Annotated in this window: 19 protein-coding genes; 3 read left to right on the plus strand and 16 right to left on the minus strand. The window is 56.9% G+C overall.

What is annotated here, in order from left to right:
- Positions 1-129: 129 nt before the first annotated feature.
- Genes PQU95_RS17300 through PQU95_RS17310 form a run of 3 tightly spaced genes read left to right on the plus strand, consistent with a single transcriptional unit; the run spans position 130 to position 3,734 of the window.
- A complete protein-coding gene (locus PQU95_RS17300; protein ID WP_272753205.1) occupies positions 130-1,041 on the plus strand; it encodes an N-6 DNA methylase in 912 nt (303 codons plus the stop codon).
- Positions 1,038-2,807: a zinc ribbon domain-containing protein gene (locus tag PQU95_RS17305; RefSeq protein WP_272753167.1), complete on the plus strand. Its 1,770-nt coding sequence runs from the start codon at positions 1,038-1,040 to the stop codon at positions 2,805-2,807. Before PQU95_RS17300 ends, PQU95_RS17305 begins: the two co-directional genes overlap by 4 nt.
- Positions 2,808-3,734, plus strand: coding sequence for a hypothetical protein (locus PQU95_RS17310; protein WP_272753168.1), 927 nt, complete (start codon positions 2,808-2,810; stop codon positions 3,732-3,734).
- Positions 3,735-4,129: 395 nt separating this feature from the next.
- Here PQU95_RS17310 and glmS read toward each other — a convergent pair whose 3' ends face one another.
- From glmS to mnmG, 16 genes are all read right to left on the minus strand, one after another.
- On the minus strand, positions 4,130-5,959 hold the full coding sequence (gene glmS, locus PQU95_RS17315; RefSeq protein WP_272753169.1) for a glutamine--fructose-6-phosphate transaminase (isomerizing): 1,830 nt from the start codon (positions 5,957-5,959) through the stop codon (positions 4,130-4,132).
- A gap of 15 nt (positions 5,960-5,974) precedes the next feature.
- The gene (locus PQU95_RS17320; RefSeq protein ID WP_272753170.1) at positions 5,975-6,751 is read right to left on the minus strand and encodes a DeoR/GlpR family DNA-binding transcription regulator; all 777 of its coding nucleotides are present in this window, start codon (positions 6,749-6,751) and stop codon (positions 5,975-5,977) included.
- A 143-nt stretch (positions 6,752-6,894) separates the two neighbouring features.
- Complete coding sequence (gene glmU / locus PQU95_RS17325) at positions 6,895-8,259, minus strand: bifunctional UDP-N-acetylglucosamine diphosphorylase/glucosamine-1-phosphate N-acetyltransferase GlmU (protein ID WP_272753171.1); 1,365 nt, start codon at positions 8,257-8,259, stop codon at positions 6,895-6,897.
- 114 nt (positions 8,260-8,373) lie between these two features.
- The gene (locus PQU95_RS17330) at positions 8,374-8,796 is read right to left on the minus strand and encodes a F0F1 ATP synthase subunit epsilon (protein WP_147685211.1); all 423 of its coding nucleotides are present in this window, start codon (positions 8,794-8,796) and stop codon (positions 8,374-8,376) included.
- A gap of 15 nt (positions 8,797-8,811) precedes the next feature.
- Complete coding sequence (gene atpD, locus PQU95_RS17335) at positions 8,812-10,206, minus strand: F0F1 ATP synthase subunit beta (protein WP_017509487.1); 1,395 nt, start codon at positions 10,204-10,206, stop codon at positions 8,812-8,814.
- 42 nt (positions 10,207-10,248) lie between these two features.
- Positions 10,249-11,115, minus strand: a complete 867-nt coding sequence (gene atpG, locus PQU95_RS17340) for a F0F1 ATP synthase subunit gamma (RefSeq protein ID WP_017509488.1) — start codon at positions 11,113-11,115, stop codon at positions 10,249-10,251.
- Positions 11,116-11,158: 43 nt separating this feature from the next.
- Positions 11,159-12,700, minus strand: a complete 1,542-nt coding sequence (atpA, locus tag PQU95_RS17345) for a F0F1 ATP synthase subunit alpha (protein ID WP_017509489.1) — start codon at positions 12,698-12,700, stop codon at positions 11,159-11,161.
- An 8-nt stretch (positions 12,701-12,708) separates the two neighbouring features.
- Complete coding sequence (locus PQU95_RS17350) at positions 12,709-13,245, minus strand: F0F1 ATP synthase subunit delta (RefSeq protein ID WP_272753172.1); 537 nt, start codon at positions 13,243-13,245, stop codon at positions 12,709-12,711.
- A gap of 7 nt (positions 13,246-13,252) precedes the next feature.
- On the minus strand, positions 13,253-13,723 hold the full coding sequence (locus PQU95_RS17355) for a F0F1 ATP synthase subunit B (RefSeq protein WP_017509491.1): 471 nt from the start codon (positions 13,721-13,723) through the stop codon (positions 13,253-13,255).
- Positions 13,724-13,773: 50 nt separating this feature from the next.
- Entirely contained in the window at positions 13,774-14,061 is a 288-nt protein-coding gene (atpE, locus tag PQU95_RS17360; RefSeq protein ID WP_026108060.1) for a F0F1 ATP synthase subunit C, read from the minus strand.
- 63 nt (positions 14,062-14,124) lie between these two features.
- Positions 14,125-14,937, minus strand: a complete 813-nt coding sequence (gene atpB, locus PQU95_RS17365) for a F0F1 ATP synthase subunit A (protein WP_272753173.1) — start codon at positions 14,935-14,937, stop codon at positions 14,125-14,127.
- A gap of 9 nt (positions 14,938-14,946) precedes the next feature.
- On the minus strand, positions 14,947-15,309 hold the full coding sequence (locus PQU95_RS17370) for an ATP synthase subunit I (protein WP_272753174.1): 363 nt from the start codon (positions 15,307-15,309) through the stop codon (positions 14,947-14,949).
- Between the two features lie 90 nt (positions 15,310-15,399).
- Complete coding sequence (locus tag PQU95_RS17375; RefSeq protein WP_272753175.1) at positions 15,400-16,260, minus strand: ParB/RepB/Spo0J family partition protein; 861 nt, start codon at positions 16,258-16,260, stop codon at positions 15,400-15,402.
- A gap of 1 nt (position 16,261) precedes the next feature.
- The gene (locus tag PQU95_RS17380; protein ID WP_272753176.1) at positions 16,262-17,053 is read right to left on the minus strand and encodes a ParA family protein; all 792 of its coding nucleotides are present in this window, start codon (positions 17,051-17,053) and stop codon (positions 16,262-16,264) included.
- Complete coding sequence (gene rsmG / locus PQU95_RS17385; RefSeq protein ID WP_017509497.1) at positions 17,050-17,679, minus strand: 16S rRNA (guanine(527)-N(7))-methyltransferase RsmG; 630 nt, start codon at positions 17,677-17,679, stop codon at positions 17,050-17,052. Before rsmG ends, PQU95_RS17380 begins: the two co-directional genes overlap by 4 nt.
- A gap of 103 nt (positions 17,680-17,782) precedes the next feature.
- Complete coding sequence (gene mnmG / locus PQU95_RS17390; RefSeq protein WP_272753177.1) at positions 17,783-19,675, minus strand: tRNA uridine-5-carboxymethylaminomethyl(34) synthesis enzyme MnmG; 1,893 nt, start codon at positions 19,673-19,675, stop codon at positions 17,783-17,785.
- Positions 19,676-19,706 lie beyond the last annotated feature (31 nt).

Here is a 19,706-nt window from a genome sequence, read left to right on the forward strand (position 1 = left end):
TGGACCATGCCGATTCGGGATTGGAAGGCGGCGCTGACTCGCTTTACCATTCAGTTCGAGGAACGCATTCCACAGGCGTAACCCAAACCCCGTTTACACAAAAATTCGGACAGGCCCGCCATTGGTCCTATCAGTTTAGCTGTCTGTAACCCACCATTTCTAGTGCCACGGTGGCGGAAAGACTATGGCCATATTCTAGAAGACGCAGGATTTAGTGGATCACTCCCTGCGATCACGTCAACTGATGCAGCGGTCCTTTTCTTAGCACAAAATCTGAGATTCCTTAGCACAGGTGGCAACCTCGGCATCATCGTCCCAGACTCACTAGCCTGTGCAGAAAAGTATGTCGGCTTCCGCAAATCGCTGTTGCAGAACTATGATCTTGTACATGCAATCCGCCTGCCACGTGGTTCGTTCCTTGGAACCGATGCCCTGGCCCATATTTTTGTAGTTAGCAAGAGACAACCTTCACGCCCTTTGATTCGCCTTTCATGTTTAGCTACTGAGGGCGGACCTTTACGAACAATTGAAGTAGAACGCGACTTAGCCGTACAAAGACTCGACTATTCGTTCCATGCAGCAGAAGCGAATAGCACAGTTACAAGGTTGCGTTTAAAAGATGTAGTTATCAATATGCAGCGTGGTAGTTTTAATAGTGCAGAAGTACGTGCCTCACCATCTTTCATTTTGCACACCACAGATATTGGCGCTGACATGCGCGGCAATTGGATATCATTCGATAATAGTTCATTCAATCAAGATGCATTAGTCGGTAATGTCTTGATTGCTGAGCCTGGGGATCTTGTTATTGGACGTGTAGGGCGAAATGCAGCAGAAAAGATCATCGGAATTGCGAAGGGGCACGTCGCGCTCAGTGATTGTCTATTCCGATTACGAGTAAAGCCAGAATACCGCGAACACGTCCTGCGTGTAATCGCATCCGATCATAGCAAGCGCTGGATAGAGATGCGATCCCACGGAGTGGCCGCCAGTCACATTACCAAGCACGACCTTCTTAACTTGCCGCTGGATTACTCATGACTGAACCAGAACTGATCATTGGAGCACCGTTATCTACCTCGGAGGAAGAGGAAGTCGCTCAGGTTTATGAACAGCGTGCAGATCATCTTGAGTTGAACACATTTGCTCAAAACACTGTTCTGACTAACGATACAGAAGAATGGATACGTGCTCTTACGGGAACAGGTGCAAAACTACTTGTTGGGCCTCGAGGATGCGGCAAGACACACCTAATGCGTTTTGCATTTTCCGAATGCCAAGACAATGTGGAGCACCCCTTGGCTATCTATACCAACCTGAATCGCTACTACCGTCTGGAGCCGTTACTACGTAAACGCCCAGATGCGATTCCGATGTTCTACACATGGGTTCTGTCCAACATATTCGTTGCCTTGCATGAAGCCTTAGGTGCTTTTGCCACACAACAAGGCGTGATCATCGACCGTGACAGCCTACTAGAACTCAACGTTGGAGATGTGCAAGACCTTATTGGGACGCTGGAACAGTCTCGCCGTCCTCTGAATAACACCGAAGATGAGCTTGCATCACGCCTGACCGTGGATCGTATCAAGGCTTTCTTCCTCCGCTCAGCTGATGCGCTATCACGTCGCCGGGTCGTCTTGCTTCTTGATGATGCTGCATTAACGCTCACTCCCGAGTATCTATCCCACTTCTTCGACATTTTCCGCGCACTTAAAGCTGCCCGCATAGCCCCTAAGGCATCCGTTTACCCTGGAACAACAGAATATGGCCCGAGTTTCCACGCGGCACATGAGGCTGACTCGATATTCGTATGGAAGGCAGTTACTGACGGAAATTACTTGAATTTCATGGCCGACATTGGCAGAAAACGATGCCCTGACGCAGCCGATTTGCCTGAAGAGACTCGAACGTTGCTTGCTTATGCTGCCTTTGGTGTCCCGCGCTCGTTTATGTCCCTTGTACAAAATTATGTCAAAGGACGTAAATCATCATCACCTGCAACAGCCCAAAGCTTATTGAATCGAGTAATCGAAGACTTCTGTTCAGAAAAAATGAGAGAGTATTTGAGTCTACGGGAGAAGAAGCCGCAATTAGCCACTATCATTTCTGTCGGTGCTATGTGTTTCAACAAGATTGTCTCTGACCTTGCAGAGGCAAACCAAGCACTGGCAGATGGGACCACCCGGCAAATTTATGTAGGTATCGCCGCAGAAGGAGTCGATAGAAAACCTTATGTTGAGCGAATGCTTCGCTTGCTTGAAGAAGTGGGAATGATCTACAAATTTCCGAGCGTATCCCATGGTGATAGGGAATACGTTCGATATGTACCTCATTTGGCGGCATTACAGAACCAGCGTGCATTCACTCGAAAGGGTGCATTCTCTCCCAAATTATCGGTCGAAATACTTCAACGTCCAGACGAAAAGCATGCTGTACGACGATCCATCTCAACATTGCTTGAAGCTGAAACTATTGACGGACTCGGGTTAGATCTACCGAACTGTCTCAACTGCCACACCAAGCGAGTTGAAGGAGCAAAATATTGCTTCCAATGTGGGGCAAAGTTAACAGACGAATCATCCTATGACCGTGTTATGCAGTCACTGCTAGCTGACGTGCCGGGTCTGACCGACTGGCAGCGCGAGAAGCTTAGCCAAGCTAGTTCGGTTCCTCAAACAATTGGTGAATTTCTCGCCCTACAAGACCGTGGCACAACCTTGCGGACCATTCCCCGGATCGGGAAAATTCGTGCCGCCACTGTTATTGGAGCAGTCGAAGCCTACTTGGAAGAATACCTTTCCTAAATGACACCGATCGAAGAAACCCTCCTTGGTACTCTTACACCATCGGGTACTCCAATTACGTCCAAATTGGATACCACTGCGTGGTTCGATAGTACTCACGTAGCGACTGAGCGTTCGCCTATTGATGAATTCGTAGATAACCTGTACGGCATCAATCGTCTCTACTTACAAGCCGAGAGTCGTGGCGAATATAAACCAATCTTAGGCTCACTAGTTTATCTCGGCATGGTATCCGCAGCTGAAAGTTATTTTCGTTGTCTTCTGCGCCGTTTGATTCTTGTCGATCCAGTTTGTAATAACAACGCTTCTAGCCGATCTCTGACGTATGGCGCAGCAGTTCACCACGAAGAAAGTTTATTACCTGAGGCCTTGTTCGAAGGAGTATCGATGGCTTCAACGAAGAATGTCGCTAGCGAGCTGAAAACGCTCTGCGGAGTAACTCAGATGACGAAAGATGGTGGTGTTCCATCACACCTTCATTTGCTCTTCGAAAACTTTGAATCCATCTGTCAAATTCGCCATTGCGGCATTCACCGTTTTGGAAAGCTCGGAAGCCAACAGGCTTTGCGGCTCGGCATTAAGGCCCATAGCCCATTGCTTGAAAAACCGCTTAAACTGAGCGTTGCTCATTTGCAAGATGTAGCCGAAGCACTCGAAGCTCTTATTCGAGGGGTTAATTCGCATTGCTTCGCCGATATAATTAAGCGAACTCACACCGCAGGGCCAGGTGGACGCGACAAAGTGCAAATGTACACAGAGGCATGGCAAATGGATTTTGCGGCTGATCGCGAGCGGTTTAATCTCTACTACGAGATATTTGCTGCGTCTGATGCCCCCCTAAAATCCGAGCCGATTGAGAATGTTTACTCTGCCTTTATGGCTTTCGTCAGACAATATGATGCGAACTCAGGTTTGATAAGACGCTAAAGGTGTGATTACAGCTACGAAGTAAGCATACTGCACAGCTGGTATTTTCCTGAGCTTTGCCCGTGCGAAAATCACGATATACTGCGGGGGACAAAGTTTTATAAAAAGCCGTACGGTCATAGGAATTGCAGACACCCGATTGACAACAATGTAGTCAGCATTACTAATACATAGCTCATTATGTGCACTATAGTAGCTTTAAGCAATTGTGTCGCATATGCTTGTTTTGCCCGAGAAGTTGTTACAGCACAAACCTTCCCTTTTCAGCCTCCGTACACTTTCACTTCTCAAAAACGTAGAGGGGGTCAACGGCCCCCTCTCTTCACTCAGACTCCGACGAACTTTATTCGGATCCGACAGACTTTATTCGGCGTAGTCACTGCCTGCGGCCAACCTTATTCCACCGTGACCGATTTGGCCAGGTTGCGCGGTTTGTCCACGTCGGTGCCACGCGCCAGGGCGACGTGGTAGGCCAGGATCTGCACCGGGATGGAGTGCACGATGGGGCTGAGCACGCCCACGTGGCGCGGGGTACGGATGACGTGTACGCCGTCGGAATCGACGAAGTGGCTGTCGGCGTCGGCAAACACGAACAGTTCGCCGCCACGGGCGCGCACTTCCTGCATGTTCGACTTCACTTTTTCCAGCAGCACGTCGTTGGGGGCAATCACCACCACCGGCATGTTTTCGTCCACTAGCGCCAGCGGGCCGTGCTTCAGCTCGCCGGCCGGGTAGGCTTCGGCGTGAATGTAGGAGATTTCCTTCAGCTTCAGCGCGCCTTCCAGCGCGATGGGGTAATGCAGGCCACGGCCGAGGAACAGCGCGTCGTTCTTGGCGGCAAACTGGCTACTCCAGGCTTTGATCTGCGGCTCCAGGTTCAGCGCGTGCTGCACGCTGCCCGGCAGGTGGCGCAGCTCGTCCAGGTATTGTGCCTCTTGCTCGGCACTGACGCGGCCGCGTACCTTGCCCAGCGTGACGGCCAGTGCAAACAGGCTGACCAACTGGGTGGTGAAGGCCTTGGTGGAGGCCACGCCGATTTCGGCGCCGGCGCGGGTGTAGAACACCAGTTCGGACGCGCGCGGGATGGCGGACTCGCGTACGTTGCAGATGGACAGCGCGTGCTGGTGGCCCAGGCTCTTGGCGTATTTCAGCGCTTCCATGGTGTCCAGCGTTTCGCCGGACTGCGAGATGGTCACCACCAGGTGGTTCGGGTCGGCGTAGGCGTCGCGGTAGCGGTATTCGCTGGCGATTTCCACATCGCACACCACGCCGGCAATGCTTTCGATCCAGTATTTGGCGGTAAGGCCGGCGTAGTAACTGGTGCCGCAGGCCAGGATTTTCACGCCGGTAAGCTGCGGCAGCACGTTGGCCGCAGCCGGGCCGAACAGCTCGGGGACAAAGCCGTCGTCCAGTACCACTTCGATGGTGTCGGACAGGGCTTTGGGCTGTTCGTGGATTTCTTTCTGCATGAAGTGGCTGTACGGGCCCAGCTCCAGCGAGGCCAGCGACACGTCGGACACGTGCACTTGGCGTTCTACCGGCTGGTCGTCTTTGTCGATCAGCTTCACGCTGTCGCGGGTGAGGTGGCCGATGTCGCCCTCTTCCAGGAAGATGACACGACGGGTGGCCGACAGCACGGCGGAAACGTCGGAGGCGATGAAATTCTCACCCTCGCCCAGGCCCACCAGCAGCGGGCAGCCCATGCGCGCGCACACCAGTTCGTCGGGGCGGTCGAGCGCGATGACGCCGATGGCGTAGGCGCCGGTGAGCTCGCGGGTGGCGCGGTGTACGGCGCGGAACAGGTCTTTTTCCACCACGTAGTACTGGTGTACCAGGTGGGCAATGACTTCGGTGTCGGTCTGCGATTCGAACACGTAGCCGGCAGCTTTCAGGGCTTCGCGCTTTTCTTCGTGGTTTTCGATGATGCCGTTGTGCACCACGGCGATCAGGCCGTGCGACACGTGCGGGTGGGCGTTGTACTCGGTAACGCCGCCGTGGGTGGCCCAGCGGGTGTGGCCGATGCCCAGCTCGCCCTGCACATTATCAGCCTGGGCGGCCGCTTCCATTTCGGCCACGCGGCCAACCCGGCGCACGCGGGTAATGTCGCTGCCCACGTGCACGGCGATGCCGGACGAGTCGTAGCCACGGTATTCCAGGCGCTTCAGGCCATCAACCAGAATAGGAACAATATTACGACGCGCAATCGCGCCTACGATGCCGCACATACACTTCTCCTTGAATTATGAATGGCTAAAGGGCGCGCAGATCAGCGTTACGCCTTTGGCCCGGATCGTCGCCCTGGCTTCGGGTGCCAGGGCGTCGTCGGTGATCAGGGTCTGGATGCGTGCCCACGGCAGCTCCAGGTTGGGAATACGGCGGCCGATCTTGTCGGACTCCACCATCACTACTACTTCGCGCGACACTTCAGCCATCACCCGCGACAGGCCCACCAGCTCGTTAAAGGTGGTGGTGCCGCGTGCCAGGTCGATGCCGTCGGCGCCGATGAACAGCTGGTCGAAATCATAAGAGCGCAGCACCTGCTCGGCAATCTGGCCCTGGAACGATTCGGAATGCGGGTCCCAGGTGCCGCCGGTCATCAGCAGCGTGGGTTCGTTTTCCAGCTCGCGCAGGCTGCCGGCCACGTTCAGCGAATTGGTCATCACGATCAACCCGCGCTTGTTACCCAGCAAGGGGATGATGGCGCGCGTGGTGGTGCCGCTATCGATAATCACACGATTATGGTCGCGGATGCGCTCGGCGGCGGCGCGGGCAATGGCCAGCTTTCGTTCCGAAACTTTTACCGGGTCACTTTCGGCCACCATTTCGGTGGGTAGCGACACCGCACCACCGTAACGGCGCAGCAGCAAGCCACCGGTTTCCAGCAAGGCCAGGTCTTTCCGGATGGTAACTTCCGAAGTGGCAAAGCGCTGAGTGAGGTCTTCCACGCTCACCTCGCCCCGCTCTTGCACCAGGGCCACGATGGCGTGGCGACGCTGCTGGGTGTTACGTTTGGTCATTAAAATATTTCGGTTCGTAAGTTTTGCGAAATATTAGCAGCAGGTATGCTCAATGACAAGTGAAGCATGCACTACTGCCAGCCCCATGAAAAACCGCCAGGGCAAGGGCCGCTGGCGGTGTGGGTTGGCTGCAACAAGGCCGCTTATTTCAGCTTTTGCGGGCGCTGCCAGCCTGCTACGGTGAGCTGTTTGGCACGGGCAACGGTGAGCTGGCCGGCGGGGGCGGTTTTGGTCAGCACGGAACCAGCGCCAATGGTGGCGCCCTCTTCCAGCGTCACCGGCGCCACCATCAGGGTGCCGGAGCCAACAAACACGTTATCGCCGATAACGGTCTTGAACTTGTTCACGCCATCGTAGTTGCAAGTGACCGAACCGGCGCCCACGTTGACCTTGCTACCGATCTGCGCATCGCCGATGTAGGTAAGGTGGTTCACCTTGGAGCCTTCGCCCACGGTGGCTTTCTTGATTTCGACAAAGTTGCCCACGTGTACGTGTGCGGCCAACTCGGCGCCCGGGCGCAGGCGGGCGTACGGCCCGATGCGGCAGGCCTCGCCCACGACGGCGTCTTCCAGGTGCGAGTACGGTGCAATACGCGTACCGGCGGCAATGCGCACGTTTTTCAGCACACAGTAGGCACCGATTTCGACATTGTCACCCAGCGTTACCTGGCCTTCGAACACGCAGCCAACATCGATGCTGACGTCCATGCCGTGCTGCAGTTGGCCGCGGATATCGATACGCGCCGGGTCGGCCAGCATCACGCCAGCCGTCAGCAGCGCACGCGCCTGGTTTTGCTGCAGCTGGCGTTCCAGCTCGGCCAGCTGCACCTTGTTGTTGACACCGGCGGCTTCCCAGCCGGCAGCCACGGTGACACCCGGCACAGCGATGCCGTCGCGTACGGCCAGCTCGATCACGTCGGTAAGGTAGTACTCGCCCTGGGCGTTGCCATTGCGCAGCTCGCCCAGCCAGCCTTCCAGTTTGTCGTTGGGTAGTACCATCATGCCGGTGTTGATTTCACGGATGGCTTTTTGCTCGGCGTTGCAGTCTTTGTCTTCGACAATAGCCACGATCTCGCCGGCCGCATTGCGTACGATGCGGCCGTAACCGCTGGCGTCGGCCAGTACGTCGGTGAGCAGGCTCATGCCATTTTGCGCGGCAGCCAACAGCTTTTGCAGGGTTTCTACCGTGGTGAGCGGTACGTCGCCGTACAGCACCAGGGTGCGGCCAACCTTGGGCAGCTGCGACAGCGCCATTTTCAGCGCGTGCCCGGTGCCCAGCTGTTCGGCCTGCAGTGCCCAGTCTACGTCTTCATCACGGATATGCTCGCGCACCTGGTCACCGCCGTGGCCGTACACCACTACCATTTTTGCCGGCTGCAGCTGGCGAGCGGTGCTGATGACGCGGGCCAGCATGGGTTGGCCGCCGATGGGGTGCAGTACCTTGGGCATGGCCGAATACATACGCTTGCCTTTGCCGGCAGCCAGAATGACAACGCTGAGAGATTCCATAATCAAAATGCCCGGAAATTCGTATTGGATAGACTGCTATTATGCCCTAAAGCGGGCGTGAAAAAGGCTGCCACTTTCGTGGCAGCCTGTAGCTTGCATCGCACTGTCGTGCGCTTAGTGCACGCGCTTGCGGAGGTATTCCAGCGCCTTGAGCTGGGCAATCGCTGCAGCCAGGGCTGCGTGGGCTTTTGCCGTGTCCAGGTCGTCGGAAGCGTGCTTGAGGGCATCCTCAGCGGCACGTTTGGCCTCGTTGGCGCGAGCTTCATCCAGATCCTCACCGCGGATCGCCGTATCAGCCAGAACGGTGATGTGGGTCGGTTGCACTTCCATCATGCCACCCGACACCGCCACCAGTACCTCGTCCTTGGAACCTGGCACTGTCAAACGCAGTACACCAGGCTTGATACGGGTCAGAAGCGGCACGTGACGTGGGTAAACACCGATCTCGCCTTCCTGCGCCGGAGCCACGAGGAACTCCGCTTCGCCGGAATAGATGAGCTGTTCAGTGCTGACCACTTCCACATGCATCTTGGCCATGAGCCGTCTCCTTGATTACAGGGTCTTGGCTTTTTCGGCAGCTTCGTCGATACCGCCTACCATGTAGAACGCTTGTTCTGGCAGGTGGTCGTATTCGCCGCTGAGAATTGCCTTGAAGCCCTTGATCGTTTCCTTCAGCGGAACGTATTTGCCCGGGGAACCGGTAAATACTTCAGCTACGTGGAACGGCTGGGACAGGAAACGCTGGATCTTACGCGCACGGTATACAACGAGTTTGTCTTCTTCAGACAGTTCGTCCATACCCAGAATCGCGATAATGTCACGCAGTTCCTTGTACTTCTGCAGCGTGGTCTGAACACCGCGGGCAACGGAGTAGTGCTCGTCGCCTACCACCAGCGGATCCAGCTGGCGGGAAGTGGAGTCCAGCGGATCTACCGCAGGGTAGATACCCAGCGATGCGATATCACGCGACAGAACCACGGTTGCATCCAAGTGAGCAAAAGTGGTGGCCGGGGACGGGTCAGTTAAGTCATCGGCAGGTACGTATACGGCCTGGATGGAGGTAATGGAACCATCCTTGGTCGAAGTAATACGCTCTTGCAGACGGCCCATCTCTTCGGCCAGGGTAGGCTGGTAACCCACGGCGGAAGGCATACGGCCCAGCAGTGCGGATACTTCGGTACCGGCCAGAGTGTAACGGTAGATGTTGTCCACGAAGAACAGAACGTCACGGCCTTTGCCGTTTTCGTCTTTTTCGTCACGGAAATGCTCGGCCATGGTCAGACCGGTCAGCGCTACGCGCAGACGGTTGCCCGGTGGCTCGTTCATCTGGCCGTAAACCATGGCAACTTTATCCAGAACGTTCGACTCTTTCATCTCGTGATAGAAGTCGTTACCTTCACGGGTACGTTCACCAACACCGGCAAACACGGACAGACCCGAGTGAGCTTTAGCGATGTTGTTGATCAGTTCCATCATGTTTACGGTCTTGCCCACACCGGCACCACCGAACAGACCCACTTTACCGCCTTTGGCGAACGGGCACAGCAGGTCAATAACCTTGATGCCTGTTTCCAGCAGTTCGGTAGCGGAGGACAGTTCGTCAAACTTCGGCGCAGCCTGGTGAATGGCGCGAACGTGTTCAGACGCAACAGGGCCGGCTTCATCAACCGGGCTACCCAGTACGTCCATGATACGACCCAGGGTGGCAGCGCCAACCGGTACCGAAATCGGTGCGCCGGTATTGGTAATCGCCATGCCACGCTTCAGGCCGTCAGAGCTACCCATAGCAATGGTGCGCACTACGCCGTCGCCCAGCTGTTGCTGGACTTCAAGCGTCAGTTCTGCGTCAACCAGCTTCAGGGCATCATAAATCTTTGGCATGGCGTCGCGCGGGAATTCCACGTCAACCACCGGGCCAATGATTTGTACGATTTTGCCTTGGCTCATTATCGGTTCCTAACTCAATAAACTTTTACAGTCCTGCGACGGTTATACCGCAGCGGCACCAGACACGATTTCAGACAGTTCTTTGGTAATCGCTGCCTGACGCGACTTGTTGTACACAAGGCGCAGTTGCTTGATGGCATTACCGGCGTTATCTGTTGCGGCCTTCATCGCTACCATACGGGCAGCTTGTTCGGACGCCATGTTTTCGGCCACAGCCTGATACACGACAGATTCCAGGTAACGCTTCACCAGGAACTCCATGACTTCCGGTGCACTTGGCTCGTACACGTAATCCCACGAGTGGGCGTGCTCGACAACCATGTGCTCTTCGGTCAGAGGCAGCAACTGTTCCAGCGCCGGCTCCTGTTTCATCGTATTGATGAAGCGGGAGTACACGATGTAAACCGCATCCAGTTCGCCTTCAGCGTACTGTTTCAACAGCACTGTAAGCGGGCCGATCAGTTTTTCCATCTTGGGCACATCGCCCAGATGAACCGCACTTGCCACAACGTTCAGCTTGGCACGCTGGCAGGCTGCCAGGCCTTTCTGGCCCAGAGCGCAGGCTTGAATTTCAACGCCTTGCTCTTGCAGCGTGTTTACCTTGGCGTAGAAGCGCTTGAGAACGTTGGCGTTCAAGCCACCGCACAAGCCCTTGTCCGAGGTAACCACAATAATGCCTGCGCGCTTGATTTCGCTGCGACGGGCAAGCAGTGGGTGCTCCAGATCCGTATTGGCCGAAGCCAGGTGCGCCATAACAGCACGCACCTTCTCGGCGTAAGGACGGGCAGCGCGCATACGCTCTTGCGTTTTGCGCATCTTGGAGGTCGACACCATTTGCATAGCGCGGGTGATCTTCTGCGTGTTTTGCACGCTTCGGATCTTGGTGAGAATCTCTTTACCGACTGCCATATCCTGAACCTTTCTTTAACTCGAGGTATCCGAAAGACCCAGATTAGAAGCTGTAGCCAGCCTTGAACGATTCGATCGCCTTGGCCAGTACTTTTTCGTTGTCGGCAGACAGATCACCGGAAGCATCGGTAGCGGTCAGCACGTCGGCGTGATTAGCGCGAACGTAAGCCAGGAACGCTGCTTCGAAAGCCAGGGCTTTCTTAACCGGTACGTCTTCGTAGTAACCCTTGTTCACAGACCACAGAGTCAGTGCCATTTCGGCGGTAGACAGGGTCGAGAACTGTTTCTGCTTCATCAGCTCGGTAACCACTTCACCGTGTTGCAGCTGCTTGCGGGTCGCCTCGTCCAGATCGGAAGCAAACTGCGAGAACGCAGCCAGTTCGCGGTACTGGGCCAGAGCCAGACGGATACCACCGCCCAGTTTCTTGATGACCTTGGTTTGCGCAGCGCCACCCACGCGGGATACCGAAATACCTGCGTTAATGGCAGGACGGATACCAGCGTTGAACAGGTCGGTTTCCAGGAAGATCTGACCGTCGGTAATGGAAATTACGTTGGTCGGAACGAAAGCGGAAACGTCACCAGCTTGGGTTTCGATGATTGGCAGAGCAGTCAGCGAACCGGTTTTGCCTTTAACAGCGCCGCCAGTCAGTTTTTCTACTTCGTCTTCGTTGATGCGGGAAGCGCGTTCCAGCAGACGGGAGTGCAGGTAGAAAACGTCGCCCGGGTAAGCTTCGCGGCCCGGTGGGCGACGCAGCAGCAGGGAGATCTGACGGTAGGCTACGGCTTGTTTGGACAGATCGTCATAAACGATCAGTGCATCTTCACCGATATCGCGGAAGAATTCGCCCATGGCGCAACCGGAGTACGGTGCGATGAACTGCAGTGCAGCCGCTTCGGAAGCAGTCGCAGCAACCACAATGGTGTGACCCATTGCGCCGTGCTCTTCCAGCTTGCGCACTACGTTGGCGATGGAGGACGCTTTCTGACCTACGGCTACGTAGATGCAGACAACGCCGGTGCCCTTCTGGTTCACGATGGCATCCAGTGCCACAGCGGTTTTACCAGTCTGACGGTCGCCAATGATCAGTTCACGCTGGCCGCGGCCAACCGGTACCATGGAGTCGATAGACTTCAGGCCGGTTTGCATTGGCTGCGAAACGGATTGACGGGCAATAACGCCCGGAGCAATCTTTTCGATCGGGGAAGTTGTGGACGCGTTGATCGGGCCTTTGCCATCGATCGGCTGACCCAGCGCGTTTACCACGCGGCCAACCAGCTCACGACCTACCGGCACTTCCAGAATACGGCCGGTACATTTAACTTCCTGACCTTCGGAGATGTGCTCGTACTCGCCCAGGATCACGGCACCTACGGAGTCACGCTCCAGGTTCATGGCCAGGCCAAAGGTGTTGCCCGAGAACTCGAGCATTTCACCCTGCATCACGTCTGTCAGGCCATGGATACGAACGATACCGTCGGTCACGGAGATCACAGTACCTTTGGTACGGGTCTCGGCACCTTCAGCCAGGTTCTGAATCTTCGCCTTGATCAGATCGCTGATTTCAGAGGGGTTCAACTGCATGATCTCTCCTAATTCTTGAGGCTTGCTGCCATTGCCTGCAGTTTGCCGCTCACCGACGCATCAATCACGTCGTCACCAACCAGTACTCGCAGACCACCGATCAGCTCGGGGGCAACACGCACTTCAATCCGTACGGTTTTGCCGTACTTCTTGGTAAGCGTGGCGATCAGGTCAGCTTGCTGGCTTTCGTCCATTGGGTAGGCGGACTCTACTTGAGCGTCCAGCACACCTTCGGCACGGGCCTTGAGGGCTTCAAACTGTTCGGCAATTTCAGGCAGCAGCGTCAGACGACGGTTTTCGATAAGGGTAACGATGAACTGTTTGATGTCATCATTGGCCTTGTCGCCCAGTACGTCCAAAAACAACGCCTCAATCTCTTGCGCGGTATGTTTCGGGTTCGTGACGACTTGCGTCACGTCCGGGTTCGCCACCATGGCAGCCAGCCACGCGAGCGCGTCAGACCACTTGGCTTGAGACTGCTGCTCGGTGGCAAGGCTGTATACCGCTTCGGCATAGGGCCTTGCTACGGTAATGAGTTCTGCCATGAGTTAATTAAAACTCCGCTTTGATGGAGGCTAACAGATCAGCGTGCTTCGCAGCGTCGATCTCTTTACGCAGGATCTTCTCTGCGCCGGCTACGGCCAGACCAGCTACCTGCTCGCGCAGGGCTTCCTTGGCACGCAACACTTCCTGATCGATCTGGGATTTGGCTTCGGTTACCAGCTTGGCACCTTCGGTGCGAGCGGCATCCTTCGCCTCTTCCACGATCTGGTTGGCGCGCTTTTCAGCGGCCAGGATCAGCTCGGTAGCTTGTTGTTTAGCCTGACGAAGTTCGTCAGCAACGCGCTTTTCGGCTGCTTCCAGATCCTGCTTGCCACGTTCTGCAGCGGCCAAGCCATCAGCAATACGCTCGGCACGCTCTTCCATCATGTTGGTAAGCGGAGGCCAAACAAACTTCATGGTGAACCATACCAGGATAGCGAAAGTGATCGCCTGGCCCAGTAGTGTTACGTTGAATTCCACGCTTGTTTTCCTCCAGTGTGGTTACGACAACAACCGTTTTCGCTTAGAAATTAAGCGCCAGCTTTCAGGGCAGCCAGAGCTGCAGACAGGAACGGGTTGTTGAAGGTGTACAGCATAGCTACACCCACACCGATCATGGAGATGGCGTCCAGCAGACCAGCGATAATGAACAGCTTGGTTTGCAGAACCGGGATCAGTTCCGGCTGGCGAGCGGAGGACTCCAGGAACTTGCCGCCCAGAATGGCGAAGCCCAGAGCGGTACCGATAGCACCAAGGCCAATGATCAGAGCTGCAGCCAGAGCGGTCATCGACTGGATCTGAGAAACGAGAGCTTCCATTTAAATCTCCTAAAGACTAATGCAAGGATGGTTTGAGAAAAGGTACGAAAAAACTGCTAAAAATTAGTGCTTCTCTACTGCCAGGCTCAGGTACACGATGGTCAGCATCATGAACACGAAGGCCTGCAGGGTGATCACCAGAATGTGGAAGATCGCCCACGGTGCGCCCAGCAGCCACTGAGCACCCCACGGCAGCAGCGCGATCAGGATGAAGATCAGCTCGCCGGAGTACATGTTGCCGAACAAACGCAGAGACAGCGAAATCGGTTTGGCCAGCAGTTCAACCATTTGCAGGGCAAAGTTGGCCGGTGCCAGCAGGATGGTGCCTACCGGGCCACTGGCGTGGAACGGGGCAGTAAACAGTTCTTTGATCCAGCCGCCCAGACCTTTGGCGGAGATGGAGAAGCCGATGATGCAGATCAGCACGGAAATGGACAGACCAAAGGTCACGTTCACGTCGGCAGACGGCACAACACGGAAGTAAACATGGTGAGGGTCGGCACCGAAGAAGGTGAAGCCGATCCACTGGGCTGCCATCGGAATCAGGTCAACCGGCAGCATGTCCATGGCGTTCATCAGGAACACCCAGCAGAAGATGGTCAGCGCCAGCGGTGCAATGACGTTGCTCTTGGCGTGGAAGATTTCTTTCACCTGGGTATCCACCATCTCGACGATGGATTCGACAAACAGCTGCAGTTTGCCGGGGTTTTCCAGCTTGGCGTTGCGTGCCACGTAGGCAAACACACCGGCAAACAGGAAGCCGAGGATCAGGGAAACAGAGAAGCTGTCCACGTGCAGGCTGGAGAAACCACCTTCGTGCGAAGAGTTCCAGAATGTCAGGTGGTGCTTGATGTAATCAGTTGCGTTACTTGCCATCGCTTTATCTCAATTTTTAATCAGAAGCCCGAACCAGTAAGCGGAAGTGGCTGCTATGTAGCCGCCAAACAAACCCGCCACCGACAAATCCTTGAAAAAAGCGAGAGCACCACCAAATAACAAAAGAGTCAGCACAAACTTGACTGCTTCTGCCTTGTAATGCGCCCGCATCAATTCTGCAGGAGAAACCCTGTGCATCGCCCCGGCGATGCGCACGTAAGCCAGTGCCGGCAAGATGGCACACAGCCCGCCTATCAGTGCCGACACCGGAACATTGATCGTCGCGCCGGCAACCAGCAAGCTGATCACCACGGCCAGCAGGGTAAGCCTCACCTGCAGTCGAATTACGCGTTTGGCGTCCGGATTAGTCATGTACGGCACTTAAAAAATCGGTCGATTATAGGCTTGGGCTGACGAAAGCGTCAACTTCGTTAAGTCGTCTGGATAATTGCCGCAAGCCGCTCAGCCGTTTGATTTTGCTTGCAGTTTTTCCAGCAGCCCGTCCAGCTCGTCCAGACTTGCATAATCGATGATGACCTTGCCCTTACCCTTGCTGCCGTGGCGGAAGCTCACACTCATGCCCAGCTTGTCCGACAGCATCCCTGCCAGGCGCTCGATATCAGCGTCGCGCGGGGCTGGCGCAGGGGCTTTGCGGCCAACCTTGGGCTCGGCCAGGGCTTGCACACGCTGCTCGACTTCACGCACGGACAGCTGCTCGGCCACCACCGCCTGCGCCAGCGCCATCTGCTGCAGTACCGGCAGCGGCAACAAGGCGCGGGCATGGCCCATTTCCAGCTGGCCTTCGTGCAGCATGGTTTGCAGCGGTGCCGGCAAGGCCAGCAGGCGCAGCAGGTTACTGATGGCGCTACGCGAGCGGCCCAGTGCATCGGCAGCCGCCTCATGCGTCAGGCCGAATTCCTCGATCAGACGCTTGATACCCTTGGCTTCTTCCAGCGGGTCCAGTTGCTGGCGCTGGATATTCTCGATCAGGCCCATGGCCAGAGCCGACTGGTCGGCCACACTGCGCACCACCGCCGGTATGTCGGTGAGCCCGGCCAACTGGCTGGCACGCCAACGACGCTCGCCAGCGATCAGCTCATAGTCGCCCAAACCGATTTCTCGTACCACGATGGGCTGAATCAGCCCCTGGGAGCGGATGGATGCGGCCAACTCTGCCAATGCAGCTTCATCCATATGGCTGCGCGGCTGGTACTTGCCCGGGCGGATACTGCGCACAGGCAGCGTAGTCAGGCGTTCGTTGTCTGCTTCGACGGTGGAGAGGAGCGCGTCCAGGCCACGCCCGAGTCCTTTGAGTTTGGCCATATTAATGCTCGGTACTTGCGGTTTGCGGTTCTAGGCGGGCGATCAGTTCGGCCGCCAGAGTAAGGTAGGCTTGCGAGCCGCGGGCGGCGCGGTCATAGACGATGCCGGGCAGGCCATGGCTGGGCGCCTCGGCCAGGCGGATATTACGCGGCACGACAGTGTCGAAGACCTTGCCGCCAAAGTGGCGCGCCAGCTGTTCGGACACTTGCTGCGACAGATTGCTGCGCGCATCGAACATGGTACGCAACAGGCCCATGATTTCGATACGCGGATTCACCGCCGCGCGCACTTTGCGCAGGGTATTCACCAGATCGGTCAGCCCTTCCAGCGCGTAGTACTCGCACACCATCGGGATCAGCACGCCCTGCGCAGCCACCAGGCCGTTCAGGGTGAGCAGGTTGAGCGATGGCGGGCTGTCGATCAGTACGTAGTCGTAGTCCGCAGACACCAGCTCCAGTGCATTTTTCAGCCGCGCCTCACGCGCCAGTTCTTGCACCAGCTCGATTTCGGCGGCCGACAGGTCGCGGTTGGCCGGCAGCACGTCATAACCGCCTTCTTTGGCTGGCTGGCGTACTTCTTCTACGGTGTGCTCGCCCATCAGGACGTGGTACACCGACTTTTGCAAAGCGTTCTTGTCGATGCCGCTACCCATGGTGGCGTTGCCCTGCGGGTCGAGGTCGACAATCAGTACGCGCCGGCCCTGCTCTACCAGGCTGGCAGCCAGATTCACGACGGTGGTGGTTTTACCCACCCCGCCCTTCTGGTTGGCCACAGCGATAATGCGGGCTGTCATTTTGCTACCACGCGTACCAGGTGGCGCTGTTCGGCATCCAGCCCCGGCACGTCCAGTTTTTTCACTTCGGCCACGGCAAAGTCTGCCGGCAGCTGGGCGATTTCTTCAAACGGGTAAACGCCTTTCATGGCGACAAACTGGCCGTCTGCGGCCAACAGGTGGCGCGACAGCTTGACGAACTCGGCCAGCTCGGAGAAGGCGCGGCTGGTAATACGGTCGAATTTTTCTGCCGGCTGGTAGGCTTCTACGCGCTCGGTGATCACTTCCACGTTATCCAGTTTCAGCTCGATGACTGCCTGGCGCAGGAAGGTGGTTTTCTTGTGGTTGGCGTCCAGCACCACCACTTTCAGATCAGGGCGCGCAATCGCGGTAGGAATGCCCGGCATACCGCCACCCGAGCCCACGTCCAGCATGCGCGTACCGCCGGCCAGCTGTGGCACCAGGGTCAGACTATCCAGCAAGTGGTAGCTCACCATGCGGTCTTTATCGCGGATAGCGGTGAGGTTGTAGGTCTGGTTCCACTTGGCCAGCAGGCCCAGATAGCCTTCCAGCAGGTCGATCTGTGCGTCGGACAAATCCAGGCCGATAGCGGCCAGGCCCTGGGTGAGTTCTGCGCGATGCGTCATGATGTTCGGAATACGGTGTGTAAGTTGACCCGATTGTAACGGGTATCAAAAACAAATGCGCCCCGAAGTAGCCACCCCGGAGCGCAGTGCAACAAAAAGACGCCTAGCTTGCGCTGCGCGCTTCGCTGAAACCACGCTTGAGGTGTACCAGCAGCAAGGCCACGGCGGCTGGCGTAATACCCTGGATGCGCGAGGCCTGCCCCAGGGTTTCCGGGCGATGCTGGTTCAGCTTTTGCGACACTTCTTTCGATAAGCCTTTTACCAGCGCGTAATCGATGTCCAATGGCAGCTTTACGTCGTCCAGCTGTTCGCGCTTGGCGACTTCTTCGTTCTGGCGGTCGATATAGCCCTGATACTTGATCTGGATTTCTACCTGCTCGGCCACCACCTCGTCCTGTACGCCCTCCCCTGCCAGCGACAGCTTCATCAGCTCGGCGTAGGCCACATTGGGGCGGCGCAGCAAGTCGGCCAGCGTGTATTCGCGCGCCAGTTTCTGGCCCACGATGGCTTCGTCTTCACCCGGCTGCAACTTGGCGGGCTGTACCCAGGTACTGGCAAGGCGCTGCTTTTCAGCCTCGACGGCATCGCGCTTGCGGCAGAAAGCGTCCCACTGCGCATCGCCGATCAGGCCCAGCTTGCGGCCAACCTCGGTCAGGCGCAGGTCGGCGTTGTCTTCGCGCAGCTGCAGGCGGAACTCGGCTCGGCTGGTAAACATGCGGTAAGGCTCGGACACGCCCAGCGTGGTGAGGTCGTCTACCAGCACGCCCAGGTAGGCTTCGTCGCGGCGCGGACACCAGCCATCCTGCTCGCGGGCGTACAAACCGGCGTTCAGGCCAGCCAGCAGGCCTTGCGCGGCGGCTTCTTCGTAGCCGGTGGTGCCGTTGATCTGGCCGGCAAAGAACAAGCCCTGGATGGCCTTGGTTTCCAGCGTGGATTTCAGGCCGCGCGGGTCGAAGTAGTCGTACTCGATGGCATAGCCGGGGCGCAGGATGTGAGCGTTTTCCAGGCCGCGCATGGAGCGCACGGCAGCCAGCTGGATATCGAACGGCAAGCTGGTGGAAATCCCGTTAGGGTAGTACTCGTGCGTGGTCAGGCCTTCCGGCTCCAGGAAGATCTGGTGGCTTTCCTTGTCGGCAAAGCGGTTAATCTTGTCCTCGATGGAGGGGCAGTAGCGCGGGCCCACGCCCTCGATGACGCCGGTGAACATCGGGCTGCGGTCAAAACCACTGCGGATGATGTCGTGCGTCTGCTGGTTGGTATGCGTGATCCAGCACGGCAGCTGTTTTGGGTGCATGGCGCGGCTGCCACGGTAGGAAAACACCGGCTCCGGCGTATCACCCGGCTGCGCTTCCATCACCGAAAAGTCGATGGTGCGGCCATCAATACGCGGCGGAGTGCCGGTTTTCAGCCGGCCTACCGGCAGGCTGAGCTCGCGCAGGCGCTCACCCAGCGTGGAGGCGGCCTGGTCGCCAGCGCGGCCGCCGGTGTAGTTTTCCAGCCCCACGTGGATCTTGCCGGACAGGAAGGTACCCGCTGTCAGCACCACCGTCTTGGCGCGGAAGGTAATGCCGATAGCGGTGATAGCACCGGCGACACGGTCGCCCTCGATCAGCAAGTCGTCCACCGGCTGCTGGAACAGCATCAGGTTAGGCTGGTTTTCCAGCATTTCGCGGATAGCCGCCTTGTATAGCACGCGGTCGGCCTGGGCGCGGGTAGCGCGCACGGCCGGGCCTTTACTGGCATTGAGCGTACGGAACTGGATGCCACCGATATCGGTAGCCAGCGCCATGGCACCGCCGAGCGCGTCGACTTCTTTTACCAGATGACCTTTGCCGATACCGCCAATGGACGGGTTGCACGACATCTGGCCCAGGGTTTCGATGTTGTGCGTGAGCAGCAGGGTCTGGCAGCCCATGCGTGCAGCGGCCAAAGCGGCCTCGGTGCCTGCGTGGCCACCGCCTACTACGATTACGTCAAAGGTCGTCGGATAGATCATGGGTATTGTGCGAAAAGATCGGTCAAACAAA

Origin of the sequence: Vogesella aquatica (assembly GCF_028548455.1) — a bacterium.
GTDB classification, from domain to species: Bacteria; Pseudomonadota; Gammaproteobacteria; order Burkholderiales; family Chromobacteriaceae; genus Vogesella; species Vogesella aquatica.

What these genes read in the sequence shown, in the direction of transcription:
- glmU (WP_272753171.1), bottom strand. Translation starts at nt 8,259, where the DNA reads ATGGAATCTCTCAGCGTTGTCATTCTGGCTGCCGGCAAAGGCAAGCGT.
- atpB (WP_272753173.1), bottom strand. Translation starts at nt 14,937, where the DNA reads ATGGCAAGTAACGCAACTGATTACATCAAGCACCACCTGACATTCTGG.
- PQU95_RS17375 (WP_272753175.1), bottom strand. Translation starts at nt 16,260, where the DNA reads ATGGCCAAACTCAAAGGACTCGGGCGTGGCCTGGACGCGCTCCTCTCC.
- rsmG (WP_017509497.1), bottom strand. Translation starts at nt 17,679, where the DNA reads ATGACGCATCGCGCAGAACTCACCCAGGGCCTGGCCGCTATCGGCCTG.
- mnmG (WP_272753177.1), bottom strand. Translation starts at nt 19,675, where the DNA reads ATGATCTATCCGACGACCTTTGACGTAATCGTAGTAGGCGGTGGCCAC.
- atpA (WP_017509489.1), bottom strand. Translation starts at nt 12,700, where the DNA reads ATGCAGTTGAACCCCTCTGAAATCAGCGATCTGATCAAGGCGAAGATT.
- PQU95_RS17320 (WP_272753170.1), bottom strand. Translation starts at nt 6,751, where the DNA reads ATGACCAAACGTAACACCCAGCAGCGTCGCCACGCCATCGTGGCCCTG.
- PQU95_RS17370 (WP_272753174.1), bottom strand. Translation starts at nt 15,309, where the DNA reads ATGACTAATCCGGACGCCAAACGCGTAATTCGACTGCAGGTGAGGCTT.
- atpG (WP_017509488.1), bottom strand. Translation starts at nt 11,115, where the DNA reads ATGGCAGTCGGTAAAGAGATTCTCACCAAGATCCGAAGCGTGCAAAAC.
- atpE (WP_026108060.1), bottom strand. Translation starts at nt 14,061, where the DNA reads ATGGAAGCTCTCGTTTCTCAGATCCAGTCGATGACCGCTCTGGCTGCA.
- PQU95_RS17305 (WP_272753167.1), top strand. Translation starts at nt 1,038, where the DNA reads ATGACTGAACCAGAACTGATCATTGGAGCACCGTTATCTACCTCGGAG.
- PQU95_RS17350 (WP_272753172.1), bottom strand. Translation starts at nt 13,245, where the DNA reads ATGGCAGAACTCATTACCGTAGCAAGGCCCTATGCCGAAGCGGTATAC.
- PQU95_RS17310 (WP_272753168.1), top strand. Translation starts at nt 2,808, where the DNA reads ATGACACCGATCGAAGAAACCCTCCTTGGTACTCTTACACCATCGGGT.
- PQU95_RS17330 (WP_147685211.1), bottom strand. Translation starts at nt 8,796, where the DNA reads ATGGCCAAGATGCATGTGGAAGTGGTCAGCACTGAACAGCTCATCTAT.
- glmS (WP_272753169.1), bottom strand. Translation starts at nt 5,959, where the DNA reads ATGTGCGGCATCGTAGGCGCGATTGCGCGTCGTAATATTGTTCCTATT.
- atpD (WP_017509487.1), bottom strand. Translation starts at nt 10,206, where the DNA reads ATGAGCCAAGGCAAAATCGTACAAATCATTGGCCCGGTGGTTGACGTG.
- PQU95_RS17380 (WP_272753176.1), bottom strand. Translation starts at nt 17,053, where the DNA reads ATGACAGCCCGCATTATCGCTGTGGCCAACCAGAAGGGCGGGGTGGGT.